Genomic DNA, 14,172 nt, shown 5'->3' with positions numbered 1-14,172 from the left:
AGTGCAACATCGCGGTTGGCTAACGATTGAGCGTCGAGCTGGACAAGGCGATCTGCGGTCAGGAGACGAGCCGTCGCAAAAGCGTTGACGCCATGGCAATTCCGATCACCGGCGCCACCAACACGACGCGCGCCATCTAAATCAGCAAAGGCCAGACACCATCGGGGAATCCCTTTACCCTCGACGGGTACCTGGTTTCACGCGTGGTGGACTCCGTCGCGGGAGGGAGGCACGTTGACATTCGCGTTCGCCCAGCCGCCGCTATTGGCAGCAGCGGCCGCCGATCTTACGGGAATCGGTTCAGCGGTCACTGAGGCCACCGTCGCTGCGGCGGCTCCGACGACCGGCCTGCTGGCGGCCGCCACGGACGAGGTTTCTACGGGCATCGCGGAGGTGTTTGGCGCTTATGGCCAGGAGTTCCAGGCGATCGGCGCGCAACTCGCCGCGTTTCACAATCAGTTCGTCCAAAGTTTGACGGCAGCGGCCGACGCCTACATCAATGCGGAGGCCATCAACGCGGCTGGGCTGGTGCAAGGGGCGCTGGGCGGGCTCCATACCCCGACCTCACCCCCGGCGTTACCGCCAGTCTTCGCCCAAGACACGGCCCTAGTCATGGGTGCCACCGGACTGCCGATACCCACCGCCGATTACATCAATGCCGTCAACAACTTATTCATTCAGCACATTCAGCCCGGTGCCATTCCAAAAGCGCTGGTCACTCCTGAACAGCTATATCCCAACACCGGTGTGAAGTCTTTGACCTTCCAAGCCTCGGTGGAGCAGGGCGTCAAGATCCTCGACAGCGCGATCTGGGAGCAAATCACGGCCGGAAACCATGTCACCGTTTTCGGCTATTCCCAAAGCGCCGCCATCGCCTCGCTGGAAATGCAGCATCTAATTTCGCTGGGCGCTAACGCGCCAGACCCGAGCCAACTCAGCTTCATACTGCTCGGCAACGAAATGAATCCCAACGGGGGCATACTCGCAAGATTCCCAGGTCTGAACATTGCATCCATCGGCCTGCCGTTCTACGGGGCCACCCCGGACAATCCGTATCCGACGACGACCTACACGATCGAGTACGACGGCTATGCCGACTTCCCTCGGTATCCCCTCAATCTGGTATCTGTCTTCAACGCCTTGATAGGGACTTACACGCTCCACCCCACCTATCCACTCCTCACGGCCGACCAGATCGCGTCGGCCACGCCGTTGCCGACGCAGGGCGCGACGTCGAACACCTACTACATGATTCGCACCGAGGATTTGCCGCTGCTCGCCCCGGTGCGGGCACTCCCTGTCATCGGAGAACCCCTGGCTGCGCTGGTCCAACCGAATTTGAAGGTGATCGTAAATCTAGGCTACGGCGACCCGTACCACGGCTATTCGACGAGCCCGGCGAACGTGCCCACACCGTTCGGATTGTTCCCCGACGTCCCCCCGGAAGTTGTCGTCGATGCGCTGGCCGCTGGAACGCAGCAAGGCATCCAGGATTTCACCGCCGCTCTACCGAAGGCGCTTGGCAGCCTACCCACTATTGCGCCCCTCGAGCTGTCACCGGATCCGTTGGGAGCCTCACCCGCGCTGCCGCCCGCGCTGCCGGCGCTGCCGACGCCGCTCGAAGTCGCGAACACTTTCGCGGCGATTGTCTCGACCGACTACGCGGTTCTGCTTCCCGCGGCGGATCTCACTCTCGCCCTCCTCACCACCGTGCCTGCATACAACGCCACCCTGTTCTTGAGCCAGCTGTTACAGGGCAATCTCGTCAACGCGATCGGATATCCGCCCGCCGCCACTGTCACGCTGGTCACACTCAGCGGTTTCATTGAATTCGTCGTGGTCACGCAGGCGCTGGTCACCAACATTGGGCAGCTGCAGGCCCTCACCTGACCTGCCACAGAACGACACTGGTCAGGGCCTGATTTTCCACCGTCACGGTCATGTACGTGCAGTGGGGTTGTCGCCGACGATCCGTCGGCGACCCCGGGTTGAGCAACCGCAGTCCCGTTTTTGTCGTCGTGTCCCAAGGGATATGGCTATGGCCGAATACCAGCACGTCCGTGTCCGGATAGAGCCGCGACATGCGCGTCTCCCGGCCGGCCGCCGCGCCCGTTTCATGGACCACGGTGAAGCGCAGCCCGTGCAGCGTCGCGTCGGCACGTTCGGGCAGGCGGGAGCGCAACTGTGGGCCGTCGTTGTTTCCCCAGCACGCCACCAGCCGAGCAGCCCTGGCTTCCAGTGCGTCGAGTAACTCGGGTGCTACCCAGTCGCCGGCGTGCATGACCACATCCGCCGTGGCGACTTCATCCCATACTTGCGCGGGCAGGTCCCGTGCGCGTTGCGGGACATGGGTATCGGAAATCAGCAGCAGCCTCACGGGTTCTATGCTTACCCCTCATGCGCACCTTCGAGTCAGTCGGCGACCTCGCTGCGGCTGCGGGCGAGACCATCGGGCAGAGCGACTGGGTGACCATCACGCAAGAGGACGTCAACCTATTCGCCGATGCGACCGGCGATCACCAATGGATCCACGTCGACCCGGAAAGAGCGGCCACGGGTCCATTCGGCAAAACCATCGCCCACGGCTTCATGACACTGTCACTATTGCCCCGGCTGCAGCATGAGATGTACACGGTCAAGGGCATCAAGCTCGCCATCAACTATGGCCTCAACAAGGTTCGCTTCCCCGCGCCGGTCCCGGTGGGATCTCGGGTGCGTGCGCAAAGTTCGCTGGTCTCCGTCGACGATCTCGGCGACGGGGCCGTGCAGGCGACGGTGTCGACCACCGTCGAGGTCGAGGGGTCGCCCAAGCCGGCGTGTGTAGCCGAAAGTGTGGTTCGCTACATCACGTGAGATCGCGAAACTCGCGAAACTAAAGCTACGGCTCTGCTTTTCGGCGTGTCCAATGCGTGATGTGAGTGTCGCGGAACCGCGCGAATCAGAACTCGGCGATCGCGTGTTCCAGACGTTCGGCCAGCCGAGCTTCCGCCTCCGCCCGCCGGGTCGGAATGTGTGCAGAGGGGAAAGGCGTTGACACAGGCTGATATTCACGTAATGTGCGCCGGGCGACCGTCATCTTGTGCAGCTCGGTGGCCCCGTCGGCGATCCCCAATGATTCGGCGGCCACCATCATCTTGACGAACGGCATCTCGTCGGAGACGCCAAGCGCACCGTGCAGATGCATGGCCCGTTGTACCACGTCGTGGAGCACTTGCGGCATCGCGACCTTTACCGCGGCGATGTCGCGGCGCACCTTCTGGTAGTCGTGGTGCTTATCGATCAACCAGGCTGTGCGCAGCACCAGCAGCCGGAACTGCTCGATCTGGATCCAGCTGTCGGCGATCTTTTCCTGGGTCATCTGAAAGTCGGAAAGTCGCCCGTGTCTAGTCTGACGAGACACCGCGCGCTCGCACATCATGTCAAATGCCCTGCGCGCCAGTGCAATCGATCGCATTGCGTGATGGATGCGGCCGCCGCCGAGCCGAGTCTGCGCGATCATGAAAGCCTGGCCCTCGCCACCCAGCACGTGATCGGCGGGCACGCGGACGTTGTGGTAGCGGACGTAGCCGTGACTGGCAGCCTTGGTAGATTCTGCGCCCACGCCGACATTGCGCACGATCTCGATGCCCGGTGTCTCCGCCGGAACGATGAATAGCGACATCTTTTCGTATGTGCGCGCATCCGGGTTGGTGACGGCCATGACGATGAAGAACGACGCGTGTTTTGCGTTGGTGGAGAACCATTTCTCTCCGTTGATGATCCAGTCCCCAATTCCGGAGCTGTCACGGGTTGCTGCGGTGACGAATAGTCCCGGATCGGAACCGCCCTGTGGCTCGGTCATCGAATAGCACGAGGTGATCTCGCCGTCGAGCAGCGGTCGCAGGTAGCGGGCCTTCTGCTCGTCGGTACCGAACAGCGCCAGGATCTCGGCGTTCCCGGAGTCCGGTGCCTGACAACCGAACACCGACGGCGCCCAGCGGGAGCGACCAAGAATCTCGTTGAGCAATGCGAGCTCGACCTGCCCGAAACCCTGCCCACCGAGTTCGGGCCGCAGATGGGCGGCCCACAGGCCCTGGTCCTTCACCTGCTGCTGCAACGGCCGCAGGATCGCCATCATCTCGGCGTTCTTCTTGTCATAGGGGTCGAGGGCCACCAGATCGAGCGGTTCGAGTTCGTCGACCATGAACTTTTCGACCCAGTCCAGCTTCGCCTGGTATTCCGGGTCGGTTTCGAAATCCCACACTTCTCGGCCGCCGTTCCCCGGCGCACCGTTGCACCGGCATCGTGAATCGCGTCACACCATCGTAAGCGCGGCGGCAAGTTTGGAGTTTCAAGGGTTTTTCTTCGCGGCCGGAAGGGCATACCTGCGTGCGGTGTGACACGTATCCGGGGCGGACCCGGCAGGAAGGAATGCGCCATGGGGAGAATCGTCGTTGTCGGCGGCACCGGGCTGATCGGTTCCAAGATCGTGACCAAGCTGAGCGAACAACGGATCGAATCCGTTGCGGCCTCACCGAAGTCCGGCGTAAATGCCGTGACCGCTGAGGGATTGGTTGACGCGCTCAGCGCGGCAGACGTCGTCGTCGATGCATCAAATACCTCGTCCTTCGACGACAAACCCGCGATCGAATATTTCGCGACCTCCACGATGAACCTGCTGGGCGCTGAGCGGGCCACCGGCGTGGGCCACCACGTCGCATTGTCGGCCATCGCGACGGATCGACTGCAGGGCGGCGGATATTTCCGGGCCAAACTCGCGCAAGAGGAACTGATCAAGGCTGCCGGCATCCCCTATTCGATCGTGCGGGCCGCTCCGGTGTACGACTTCGTCGAGGCCATCGCCGATGCCGCTACCGAAGACGCCACGGTGCGGCTGCCGGACGCGCTCGTCCAGCCCACAGACGCGAGCGATCTCGCGGACCTGGTGGTTGATATCGCAATGGGCCAGCCCCTGAACGGCATCGTGGAGGTGGCGGGCCCGGAGCGGTTCACCCTCGATGAACTCATCAGCGAAGTCCTCAGCGCCAAACATAACCCCCGAGAGGTCGTCGCCGACGCGCATACCAGCTACTTCGGAGCCTTGCTCGATGAGTCCACGCTGCTACCGGGAGATGGCGCCGTCATTACCAGCACGTCGCTGGACGATTGGATCGCACATAGCCTCCCGGGCTGAGCCGGGGGCAGTTCCGCTGCAAGTCATCGAGGGTAGCTCTAGGCAATGGCGCCCAACGGCACAACCAGGGCCATTACGGTCGCATTCGGCGCCAACGCCGGGATTGCCGTGGCGAAGTTCGCGGGCTATTTGCTGACCGGAAGTTCGGCGATGCTGGCCGAATCACTGCATTCGCTGGCCGATGGCGTCAACGAATTGCTGCTGATGATCGGCAAACGCCGATCGCGCAAGAGCCCAGATACCTTGCATCAGTTTGGTTATGGCCGAAGCCGGTACTTCTATTCGTTTGTGGTGGCATTGGCAGTATTCGCGATCGGATCGGTCTTCGTAATATACGAGGGCTATCGCAAGATCACCCACCCCGAGCCATTGACCGCGCCGGCGGTTGCCCTTGCGATCCTCATTGTCGCGGCATTGCTCGATGGTTACAGTCTGCGAACCGCGAAGGTGCAATCCAAGGGGCTCAAGGGTTCTGGTAGCTGGTGGCAGTTCATCCGCAATTCTCGCACTCCGGAACCACCCGTCGTGCTGCTCGAAGACAGCGCTGCGCTGCTGGGCTTGAGCCTGGCGTTTGCGGGCGTCTCATTGACGGCCGTGACCGGGAACCCGTTGTGGGACGCGCTGAGCACCCTTGCCATCGGCGTGCTGCTCGGTGGCATCGCGGTTGTCCTGATCGTCGAGACGCACAGCCTACTGATTGGCGAAGGCGCAACCAGCAAGCAGTGCAACATGATTAGGTCAGCATTGCAGCACGCCAAACATGTCGATGGTGTCATCGACATGCGTACCCAATACCTCGCGCCCGACGAACTTCTGGTGGGCGCCAAAGTCGCTTTCGGCCCCGACATGGAATGGCGGACCGTGGCGGACGTGATCAGGAACGCCGAAGCACGGGTCCGCGAAGCGGTGCCCGCGGTCCGGGTCGTCTACATTCAGCCGGATGTCGAGCCGCGACCAGATGTCGAGCGGCGATAGGCCTCGCAGGGCGAATTGCTACAGACGCTGTGCCAGCAGCTGTTTGGCCATTTCCGCGCCCTTACGACTGTCGGCTTGTGCTTTGCGGAAAAGGTCAGCCACCTGCTGGTCGCCGTCTCGTTCGGCGTCTGCGATGTAAGTCTCCAGCCGCAACGCGTTGTCCAAGCACTTTTCCGTGTACCAGATCAGGTCGTAGGTCTTGTCGCCGGTTCCAGTCACTTGACCTGTCTCGGTGATGCTCACGTTCAATCTCCCTTCCGTCGCGTTCTTCGAGACATCCTTGGTGCTACCCACCCGGGTGGCGCTCAAACGAGGCGCGTACATGGGATTCGCTGCGCAAGCGTTCCACCATGTGCGGATAGTGCATTTCGAACGCCGGGCGCTGTGAGCGGATGCGGGGCAATTCGGAAAAGTTGTGCCGTGGCGGCGGGCAGCTGGTGGCCCATTCCAACGAATTGCCGTAACCCCATGGATCGTCGACGGTTACCGGTTCGCCGTAGCGATAGCTGCGAAAGACGTTCCAAATAAAGGGAACCATCGATACGCCAAGGATGAACGCGCCCAGCGTCGAGACGAAGTTGAGGGCCTGAAAGTCGTCCGTGGGCAGGTAGTCGGCGTAGCGACGGGGCATTCCCATGTCGCCGAGCCAGTGTTGCACCAGAAAAGTTGTGTGAAAGCCGATCAGTGTCAGCCAGAAGTGCAGCTTGCCGAGCCGCTCGTCAAGGAGTCGCCCGGTCATCTTCGGGAACCAGAAATAGATGCCGGCGAAAGTTGAGAACACGATCGTGCCGAATAGCACGTAGTGGAAGTGGGCGACAACGAAGTAGGTGTCGGTGATGTGAAAATCCAGCGGCGGGCTGGCCAGCAACACCCCGGACAGGCCACCGAGCAGAAACGTCACCAGGAACCCCGTCGAGAACAGCATCGGCGTTTCAAAGGTCAGCTGGCCCTTCCACATGGTGCCGATCCAGTTGAAGAATTTGATCCCCGTCGGCACCGCGATCAGATAGGTCATGAAGGAAAAGAAGGGCAACAGCACCGCGCCGGTGGCGAACATGTGGTGCGCCCAGACTGCTGCCGAGAGAAAGACGATGGCCCATGTTGCGTAAACCAGCGTCGTGTAGCCGAAGATCGGTTTGCGGGAAAACACCGGGATGATTTCGGTGACGATGCCAAAGAACGGCAGCGCGACGATGTACACCTCGGGGTGACCGAAGAACCAGAACACGTGTTGCCACAGGATCGGGCCGCCGTTGGCCGGGTCGTAGATGTGCGCTCCGAGGTGGCGATCGGCGGCCAAGCCGAACAACGCCGCGGTCAGGATGGGGAACGCGATGAAGATCAGAACGCTGGTCCCCAAGATGTTCCAGGTGAAGATCGGCAGCCGGAACATTGTCATACCGGGGGCGCGCATGCAGACGATCGTGGTGACCATGTTGACCCCGCCCAGAATGGTTCCCAATCCAGACACGATCAGTCCCACGATCCACAAGTCACCACCCGCACCCGGCGAGTGGATGGCGTCGGACAGCGGCGTGTAAGCGGTCCAGCCGAAGTCGGCGGCGCCGCCCGGGGTGACGAAGCCCGCCAAGACGATTAGTCCGCCAAACAGAAACAGCCAGTAGGAAAGCGCGTTAAGCCGCGGGAACGCGACGTCCGGCGACCCGATCTGCAGCGGCAACGCCACGTTGGCGAAGCCGAACAGGATCGGCGTCGCATACAGCAACAGCATGATCGTGCCGTGAATCGTGAACAGCTGGTTGTACTGCTCGTTGGACACGAACTGCAGCCCGGGGGCGGCCAACTCGGCGCGCATCAGCAACGCCATCAGGCCCGCCGTCAGGAAGAAGCCGAACGCGGTGACAAGGTAAAGCTGGCCAATCAACTTGTGGTCGGTTGTCGTGACGACATTGAGCAGCGCACCACCGAGTGACTGGCGGCGCGGTGGGAAGGGCCGGCGCGCTACCGGAGGTCGCACCAGGGCGGCTTCGGAGACCATTCTGCTCGCTCACAGTCTGGATTGCCCGTATTCCGGCCGTGGGTACCCGCGAACGGCGAGCTCAAAACTCATCGACGACTCAGCGCAGCTTGGGTAAGACGTTGCTGCGGTAGAAGTCGATCGCGGTCATCGGGTCGTCCTGGGGAAAATGCACAAACGGGATGGCGCCGCCGTCGAGAACCGTTTGCAGCGCACCGATGTGGATTGCGGGATCGCTGCCGACCGTCCAATTGGTGAGCACCTTATCGATCGGATTGGACTCGGCTGCCCGCTGTATCTCGACCGGATTGGGCTGGTCGATGGCGCCTGCGGTAAATCGCCACAACGTGGCGGCGCGGGTGGCCACGTCGTTGTCTCCGACGACGGCGAACAGCTCCGCGCGTCTGCCCATGCTGGCGGGATCGCGTCCGGCCGCCCGCGCGCCTGCAGTGAATGCGTCGAGCAGCTTTGAGTCCTTGATGTCGTGGGCTTGGGCGATCCACCCGTCGCCGTAGCGGCCCGCCAGAGTGGCGCTTTTGGGGCCGCTGGCGGCCACGAAAATCGGCGGCGGCGTCGAAGGCACGTCGTAAAGCTTCAACGCGTTCGTCTGAAAGTAGCGGCCCGTGAACGAGATCCGCTCGCCGCTCCACAGCTGGCGGATCAGTCCGATGGCCTCGACCAGTCGGTCGTGGCGCTCGGTGTAATTGCCGAAGACGGTGGTGGCGGCCTGCTCGTTGAGCCGTTCGCCGGTGCCCAGCCCCAGAAATACCCGCCCGGGACTCAGAATCGCCAGGGAAGCGAATGCCTGAGCGACCGTGGCCGGGTGATAGCGGTAACTGGGACAAGTCACCCCGGTGCCAAACGAGATGCGGCTGGTGCGCTGACCCACCAGAGCCAGAGTCAGCCAGGGGAACATCGAGTGGCCCTGGTTGTCCTGCCATGGCTGGAGGTGGTCGCTGGCCCACACGTACCGGAAGCCGGCTTGTTCGGCCGCCTGAGCCTGGGCGACCAGCTGGTCGGTGCGAAATTGCTCATGCGCCAACACGAACCCCACACCCTTGCCTGACGGTGGCGCAGGACTGGTGGGGGCGCCGCGATCGGCGTCGCGTGTGTGACAGGCGGCGGCTAGCGCGCCAGCCGCAGCGGCCATCCGTCCGAATGCCCGTCTCGAGATGCCGGTCATCAGCTCGGGATACCCGTCAAAGCAGCCACCACACGTCGGGCTCGGGGTGCTCGTGCTGCCACCGGGGTAACCCACTAGCCTCACTTATGTGACCCCACAGGCCCGCCCCGCGCGCAGAGCCGATGTCCGCGAACTCTCGCGGACCATGGCCCGGGCCTTTTATGACGATCCGGTGATTATCTGGCTGCTTCCCGACGATGAGGCCCGAACCACACAGCTGCGTCGGTTGTTCGCGACGATGACCCGCCACCACCATCTGTCCCGGGGCGGCGTTGAGGTTGCCTGCGACGGCCCGGGCATCGGCGCGGCGGCGCTGTGGGATCCACCGAACCAATGGCGGGAAACGCGCCTGGGGGAGCTGGCGATGACACCAGCATTGCTGCGGGTGTTCGGCGCGAGGATGGCTAAGGGACGTGCCGTGCAGGAAGTGATGAAGCGTGCGCACCCCGAAGAACCGCACTGGTATCTGGCCGCCGTCGGTAGTGACCCGACCGTCCGCGGCCAAGGCTTCGGCCAGGCGCTGCTGCAGTCACGGCTAGAGCGCTGCGATGCCGAGTACTGTCCGGCCTATCTCGAGTCGAGCAAGCCCGAAAACGTGCCCTACTACGAGCGTTTCGGTTTCACCGTCACCGGCGAGATCGCGTTGCCCGACGGCGGCCCCTCGATGTGGCCGATGTGGCGAGAACCGCGGTAACGAACCTCGCCGCGGTTTAGGGCGGCATCCTGGGGCACCCAATGCAGATGCAAGGCGATCCCACGGCGACACCGTCGTCGACCCACCCGAGGACTGGAGCGAAGCCGACCCGGCACGGAATGACGGCGAGCGGAGAGCGAGAGGGGGAATCCCTCGAGGACAGACTCGCCGCCGAGGAACCGGACTTTAACGAGACGAGGTTGTCGATGATGAGTAATCCGAAGCGGCGGTGCTAGCGGCGCGCCGCTTAGCAATCAAGCGGGGTTGTCGAGTCGAAAGCCTTCGGGAATACCGCTACGCGAACCGTCATCGACGTCGTCTATCTCGGCGTTCCAGCCGAATGCGTTCGCGGCCCGCAACGCTGTCAACACTTGCGCTTCGCCACGCAGTCCTTCGCGAACGACTCGGATAATCTTCGTCAACATTGGAATTCGCTCCAGTCAACATTGCGACAACAGCGTCGGCCAGATGGACAACTGCCGCCGAGCGAGCCCCTTTCCTGTATGAGAATGGCCGAAGCGAACCGGCTCGCCGCATCCTGCATGTTCACTCCGATCGCCAGCGGTCTATCGATATTCGTGTACCCGCGATGGAGGGCGGGAAACCTTGGCGGAGCGTCGCACGCAGCGCAGTTACAGCAGCCGGCCGTTGTCTTCTGTCCCCGGGCATACGGTGCACCACCACGCGGGTGGGGCGCGCACCCGGATCGACCACTGACGGCCCCGTTTCCGCGGCGCGCCAACCGGGTAGTGCCGTTGGTATGGGATCAGGAGTAGCCCGCGTCCGTGCTGTCCGGGGGCGATCTCGACCAACTGTCGTGACCGATCGCCTCCCCGACGAGCTGCGCACGGCGCTCCGGAAGGAGAACCTGCCCGGGTGGCGGGATCCGACGCTCGCCACGCTGACCGACAACCGGTTCTCCGATTCGGAGTGGATCTTCGAGCGCAAGTTCGACGGGGAGCGATGCCTGGCCTTCCGCGATGGCCACCGGTTACGGCTGCTGTCTCGGAAGCGCCAGTCGCTCAACGGAACTTACCCCGAACTGGTCGATGCTCTGGCAAGTCAGGAACCCTCCCGGTTCGTTGTGGACGGCGAGGTCGTGGCGTTCGAAGGACGGCGTACCAGCTTCGCCAGGCTGCAGGGCCGGCTGGGCATCACGAACCCCAGCGCGGCCCGGGCGACTGGAGTCCCGATCTTCTTCTATCTGTTCGACTTGTTGCACCTCGACGGCCAGGCCACCACCGATCTGCCGCTGACCTGGCGTAAGCGGCTGCTGCGCAACGCATTTGAATTCACCGATCCGCTGCGCTACACCACACACCGCGAGAAGAACGGCGAGGCCGCCTACCGGGCGGCATGTGAACGCGGCGACGAGGGCGTGATCGCCAAACTGGCCGATTCGCGATACGAGGGTCGCCGCTCGTCGAACTGGCTGAAGTTCAAGTGCGTCCGCGATCAGGAGTTTGTGATCGGCGGCTACACCCGTCCCAAGGGAAGCCGCGTGGGGCTGGGCGCGCTACTGGTGGGCTATCACGACGGCCGCGACCTCGTCTACGCGGGCAAGGTGGGCACCGGGTTCGACGACAGCACGCTGCGCCACCTGCATAAGCGGCTGTCGGGCATCGAGCGGAAGGCGTCCGCATTCACCCGTGGCCACGTCGGCGAACCCGGCGTGCGGTGGGTGCGCCCGGAGCTGGTCGCTCAGATCGCGTTCACCGAGTGGACGCGCGACGGCAAGTTGCGTCATCCACGCTATGCCGGCCTGCGCACCGATAAGGACGCCCGCGAAGTGGTAAGGGAGACAAGCTGATGAGCCATATTGACATCGAGATCACCAATCAAGACCGGGTGTTGTTCCCCGACGACGGCATTACCAAAGGCGACCTCGTCGACTACTACTCGGAGGTGGCTCGGGTGATGTTGCGGCATCTGCGGGATCGTCCGTTGATGCTGCAGCGGTTCCCTCGCGGGATCGACGAACAGGGCTTCGTTCAAAAGGACTTCGCGCAATCCCTTCCAGATTGGATGGGCGGGGCCGAAGTCGGCAAGGAGGGCGGCGGCACCGTGATGCACCCGGTGGCCGTACGCCGCGAGGCACTCGAGTGGCTGGCCAACCAGGATTGCATCACGCCACACGTGTTTCTGTCGCGACGCGACCGGCTGGACCACCCCGACCGTCTGGTATTCGACCTGGACCCCTCCGACGGCAACTTCGGTACCGTGCGGGCGACCGCTCGCGCCCTTGCCGACATGCTGGATGATCTCGGACTAACGACGTATGTGCAGACCACCGGTTCGCGGGGGCTGCATGTCGTGGCGCCGCTGAACGGCGACGCAGACTTCGACACCGCCCGGCAATTCGCCCGCGATGTCGCCGACTGGGTGGCCGCCGACGACCCCGACCACCGCACCGTCGAGGTCCGCAAGGACAAGCGCGGCGACCGCGTGTACCTCGACGTGATGCGCAACGCATACGCGCAGACCGCGGTAGCGCCCTACGCCGTACGGCCCCGCCGCCGCGCGCCCGTCGCCACCCCGCTGGCGTGGGACGAGCTGGACAGCGAGGACATCCGGCCGGACCGGTTCACCATTCGAGACATTCCGAAGCGAGTTGCCGGGCAGGGCGATCCGTGGGCCGACATCCAGCGCCATGCTCGGTCGCTGACCCGGCCGGTGCAACGTCTGTCGAAACTTCAAGAAGCCCGACGGGATTGGCCGGTGGGTATGTCGGCCGAGCGTCTTCCGAGGTGAACCGGGTTTCGCGGATACCCGCGCGGGTACATCCCGTCTAGTTGATCGCACATTGACCACACGAGGGCAAGGAGGCGGCAATGGAAAGTCGCGTGAAACTGCTCGGCCACGCCATCCATCCGATGTTGATCCCGTTTCCATTGGGTCTGCTCGCCACCGCCGTAGGCTTCGACGTGCTGTACCTGATCACCGACCGGCCCGGGTTCACTGTTGCGGCGGGGTTCGCGATCGCGGCGGGAATCATCGGTGGCCTGGTGGCGGCTCCATTCGGATGGGTTGACTGGTTCAAAATACCGGCGGGCACCCGTGCTAAGCGGATTGGTCTGCTCCATGGTCTCGTTAACGGAGTGGTGCTGGTGCTCTTCGCGGTGAGCTGGCTGTTTCGCAGCTACGCCGAGAGCTGGGTACCCAACGGTTGGGCCTTGGTGTGCAGCTTCCTTGCCGTGGCGGTAGCTGTCGTGGCCGCGTGGATGGGCGGGGAGCTGGTGGAACGGCTCGCGGTGAGTGTCGATGACGGCGCCAACGTCGATGCGCCGAACTCGCTGACCCACAAGCGTGTGGCTGCCTAGGAATCGGGCCGAAACGCAACGGAAGGTTCAGCGCCGCGGCGTCTTTGCGTCAGCATGACCCGTGCACTTATCCGCCGAACACCAGCCCGGCGACGGCGGCCGCCAGCTCGTGGTCGACAAGGTTCAGTTACCGCGTGATCAGGGATTGCTTTTCCAGCCGGCGACGCCGATGGCAATCATTCGCAATTGCTTTATGGCAATACGCCGGATCTCTTCCAGCGCATCGGTGCTCTGCGCGTCCTCGACCGCCTCGGCAATGACGATCATGGCGTTGACAAACAAAGTCGCCAGCACGTTGAGGTCTTCCGTGCTCCAAGCGTTTAGCCCCGGAAAGCGCGCGAGGTCGGTGGCCAGTTCGGAAGTGATCAACCGGATTTCGGTGCGGATGGCATAGCGCAGCACGGAGAGTCCGGTGGAGCGCTCTCGGACAATGAAGCGCCAGTGTTCGCGTCTCTCGGCGACGCTGGCGATCAGGATCTCGACGGACGACTCGATCACCCGGTTCGGGTCGAGCTTCCCGGCGCGCGCGCCGCGCAGCGTATCGCGCAGGGTGCGGAACGACTCGTCGATCAGGACCAGACCGAGGGCCTCCATGGACTCGAAGTGACGGTAGAAAGCCGCTGGCACGATCCCGGCCTCCCGGGTCACCTCGCGCAGGCTCAGGCCGCTGAAGCTGCGGTCGTTGAGCAGCTTCAACGCGGCCGCGATGATCGCGCGCCGCGTGGCTTCTTTGCGCTCCTCCCGCGACAGGCTCACACGGGTACGGTCGCGCCCAGATCGATGCGGGCGTGAGCTAGGAGTACGGTCGTTCACTGTGTGAACCCTACCACAGAGCTGGTCAAATTCCTT

The 14,172-nt window shown here is 63.4% G+C and carries 15 protein-coding genes; 8 read left to right on the top strand and 7 right to left on the bottom strand.

What is annotated here, in order from left to right:
* Window positions 1-234: 234 nt before the first annotated feature.
* Window positions 235-1,890, top strand: a complete 1,656-nt coding sequence (locus tag MSIMFI_RS05130) for a PE family protein (protein ID WP_191496387.1) — start codon at window positions 235-237, stop codon at window positions 1,888-1,890.
* Here the strand turns inward: MSIMFI_RS05130 and MSIMFI_RS05125 are convergent.
* Complete coding sequence (locus tag MSIMFI_RS05125) at window positions 1,883-2,377, bottom strand: metallophosphoesterase family protein (protein ID WP_191496386.1); 495 nt, start codon at window positions 2,375-2,377, stop codon at window positions 1,883-1,885. The genes MSIMFI_RS05130 and MSIMFI_RS05125 overlap by 8 nt on opposite strands.
* A gap of 20 nt (window positions 2,378-2,397) precedes the next feature.
* On the opposite strand from MSIMFI_RS05125, the gene MSIMFI_RS05120 reads away from it, so the two are divergent.
* Window positions 2,398-2,853 carry a MaoC family dehydratase gene (locus MSIMFI_RS05120; protein WP_191496385.1) on the top strand — a complete coding sequence of 152 codons (456 nt, stop codon included), beginning with the start codon at window positions 2,398-2,400 and terminating at the stop codon, window positions 2,851-2,853.
* Between the two features lie 85 nt (window positions 2,854-2,938).
* Here MSIMFI_RS05120 and MSIMFI_RS05115 read toward each other — a convergent pair whose 3' ends face one another.
* Entirely contained in the window at window positions 2,939-4,243 is a 1,305-nt protein-coding gene (locus MSIMFI_RS05115) for an acyl-CoA dehydrogenase family protein (protein ID WP_191496384.1), read from the bottom strand.
* A gap of 174 nt (window positions 4,244-4,417) precedes the next feature.
* Between MSIMFI_RS05115 and MSIMFI_RS05110 the strand changes: the two genes are divergently transcribed.
* Together MSIMFI_RS05110 and MSIMFI_RS05105 are read left to right on the top strand one after the other, a co-directional pair.
* Window positions 4,418-5,173, top strand: coding sequence for an SDR family oxidoreductase (locus tag MSIMFI_RS05110; protein ID WP_191496383.1), 756 nt, complete (start codon window positions 4,418-4,420; stop codon window positions 5,171-5,173).
* Window positions 5,174-5,218: 45 nt separating this feature from the next.
* Window positions 5,219-6,148: a cation diffusion facilitator family transporter gene (locus MSIMFI_RS05105; protein ID WP_191496382.1), complete on the top strand. Its 930-nt coding sequence runs from the start codon at window positions 5,219-5,221 to the stop codon at window positions 6,146-6,148.
* Between the two features lie 18 nt (window positions 6,149-6,166).
* Here MSIMFI_RS05105 and MSIMFI_RS05100 read toward each other — a convergent pair whose 3' ends face one another.
* From MSIMFI_RS05100 to MSIMFI_RS05090, 3 genes are all read right to left on the bottom strand, one after another.
* Window positions 6,167-6,391 carry a hypothetical protein gene (locus MSIMFI_RS05100; RefSeq protein ID WP_186241103.1) on the bottom strand — a complete coding sequence of 75 codons (225 nt, stop codon included), beginning with the start codon at window positions 6,389-6,391 and terminating at the stop codon, window positions 6,167-6,169.
* 43 nt (window positions 6,392-6,434) lie between these two features.
* Entirely contained in the window at window positions 6,435-8,147 is a 1,713-nt protein-coding gene (gene ctaD, locus MSIMFI_RS05095; protein WP_191496381.1) for an aa3-type cytochrome oxidase subunit I, read from the bottom strand.
* 79 nt (window positions 8,148-8,226) lie between these two features.
* Window positions 8,227-9,309: a F420-dependent hydroxymycolic acid dehydrogenase gene (locus tag MSIMFI_RS05090; protein ID WP_186241105.1), complete on the bottom strand. Its 1,083-nt coding sequence runs from the start codon at window positions 9,307-9,309 to the stop codon at window positions 8,227-8,229.
* An 88-nt stretch (window positions 9,310-9,397) separates the two neighbouring features.
* On the opposite strand from MSIMFI_RS05090, the gene MSIMFI_RS05085 reads away from it, so the two are divergent.
* Window positions 9,398-10,003, top strand: a complete 606-nt coding sequence (locus tag MSIMFI_RS05085) for a GNAT family N-acetyltransferase (RefSeq protein ID WP_191496380.1) — start codon at window positions 9,398-9,400, stop codon at window positions 10,001-10,003.
* A 254-nt stretch (window positions 10,004-10,257) separates the two neighbouring features.
* Here MSIMFI_RS05085 and MSIMFI_RS05080 read toward each other — a convergent pair whose 3' ends face one another.
* The gene (locus tag MSIMFI_RS05080) at window positions 10,258-10,428 is read right to left on the bottom strand and encodes a hypothetical protein (RefSeq protein ID WP_186241107.1); all 171 of its coding nucleotides are present in this window, start codon (window positions 10,426-10,428) and stop codon (window positions 10,258-10,260) included.
* A gap of 392 nt (window positions 10,429-10,820) precedes the next feature.
* Between MSIMFI_RS05080 and ligD (MSIMFI_RS05075) the strand changes: the two genes are divergently transcribed.
* From ligD (MSIMFI_RS05075) to MSIMFI_RS05065, 3 genes are all read left to right on the top strand, one after another.
* Window positions 10,821-11,813 (top strand): non-homologous end-joining DNA ligase, encoded by a 993-nt coding sequence (gene ligD / locus MSIMFI_RS05075; RefSeq protein WP_186241108.1) that lies wholly within the window; start codon window positions 10,821-10,823, stop codon window positions 11,811-11,813.
* Entirely contained in the window at window positions 11,813-12,754 is a 942-nt protein-coding gene (gene ligD, locus MSIMFI_RS05070; RefSeq protein WP_191496379.1) for a non-homologous end-joining DNA ligase, read from the top strand. Before ligD (MSIMFI_RS05075) ends, ligD (MSIMFI_RS05070) begins: the two co-directional genes overlap by 1 nt.
* 80 nt (window positions 12,755-12,834) lie before the next feature.
* A complete protein-coding gene (locus tag MSIMFI_RS05065; RefSeq protein WP_191496378.1) occupies window positions 12,835-13,323 on the top strand; it encodes a DUF2231 domain-containing protein in 489 nt (162 codons plus the stop codon).
* 138 nt (window positions 13,324-13,461) lie between these two features.
* Here MSIMFI_RS05065 and MSIMFI_RS05060 read toward each other — a convergent pair whose 3' ends face one another.
* Entirely contained in the window at window positions 13,462-14,136 is a 675-nt protein-coding gene (locus tag MSIMFI_RS05060; RefSeq protein ID WP_191496377.1) for a TetR family transcriptional regulator, read from the bottom strand.
* Window positions 14,137-14,172: the final 36 nt, after the last annotated feature.

The organism is Mycobacterium simulans (genome assembly GCF_900232995.1).
Taxonomy (GTDB): domain Bacteria; phylum Actinomycetota; class Actinomycetes; order Mycobacteriales; family Mycobacteriaceae; genus Mycobacterium; species Mycobacterium simulans.
Note: the sequence above shows the minus strand (reverse complement) of the source record. Positions and strands in the feature narration are given on the sequence as shown.

Bases quoted from the DNA above. Each gene is read 5' to 3' on its own strand.
- MSIMFI_RS05120 (WP_191496385.1), top strand. From the start codon at position 2,398: ATGCGCACCTTCGAGTCAGTCGGCGACCTCGCTGCGGCTGCGGGCGAG.
- ligD (WP_191496379.1), top strand. From the start codon at position 11,813: ATGAGCCATATTGACATCGAGATCACCAATCAAGACCGGGTGTTGTTC.
- MSIMFI_RS05080 (WP_186241107.1), bottom strand. From the start codon at position 10,428: ATGTTGACGAAGATTATCCGAGTCGTTCGCGAAGGACTGCGTGGCGAA.
- ctaD (WP_191496381.1), bottom strand. From the start codon at position 8,147: ATGGTCTCCGAAGCCGCCCTGGTGCGACCTCCGGTAGCGCGCCGGCCC.
- MSIMFI_RS05065 (WP_191496378.1), top strand. From the start codon at position 12,835: ATGGAAAGTCGCGTGAAACTGCTCGGCCACGCCATCCATCCGATGTTG.
- MSIMFI_RS05110 (WP_191496383.1), top strand. From the start codon at position 4,418: ATGGGGAGAATCGTCGTTGTCGGCGGCACCGGGCTGATCGGTTCCAAG.
- MSIMFI_RS05105 (WP_191496382.1), top strand. From the start codon at position 5,219: ATGGCGCCCAACGGCACAACCAGGGCCATTACGGTCGCATTCGGCGCC.
- MSIMFI_RS05090 (WP_186241105.1), bottom strand. From the start codon at position 9,309: ATGACCGGCATCTCGAGACGGGCATTCGGACGGATGGCCGCTGCGGCT.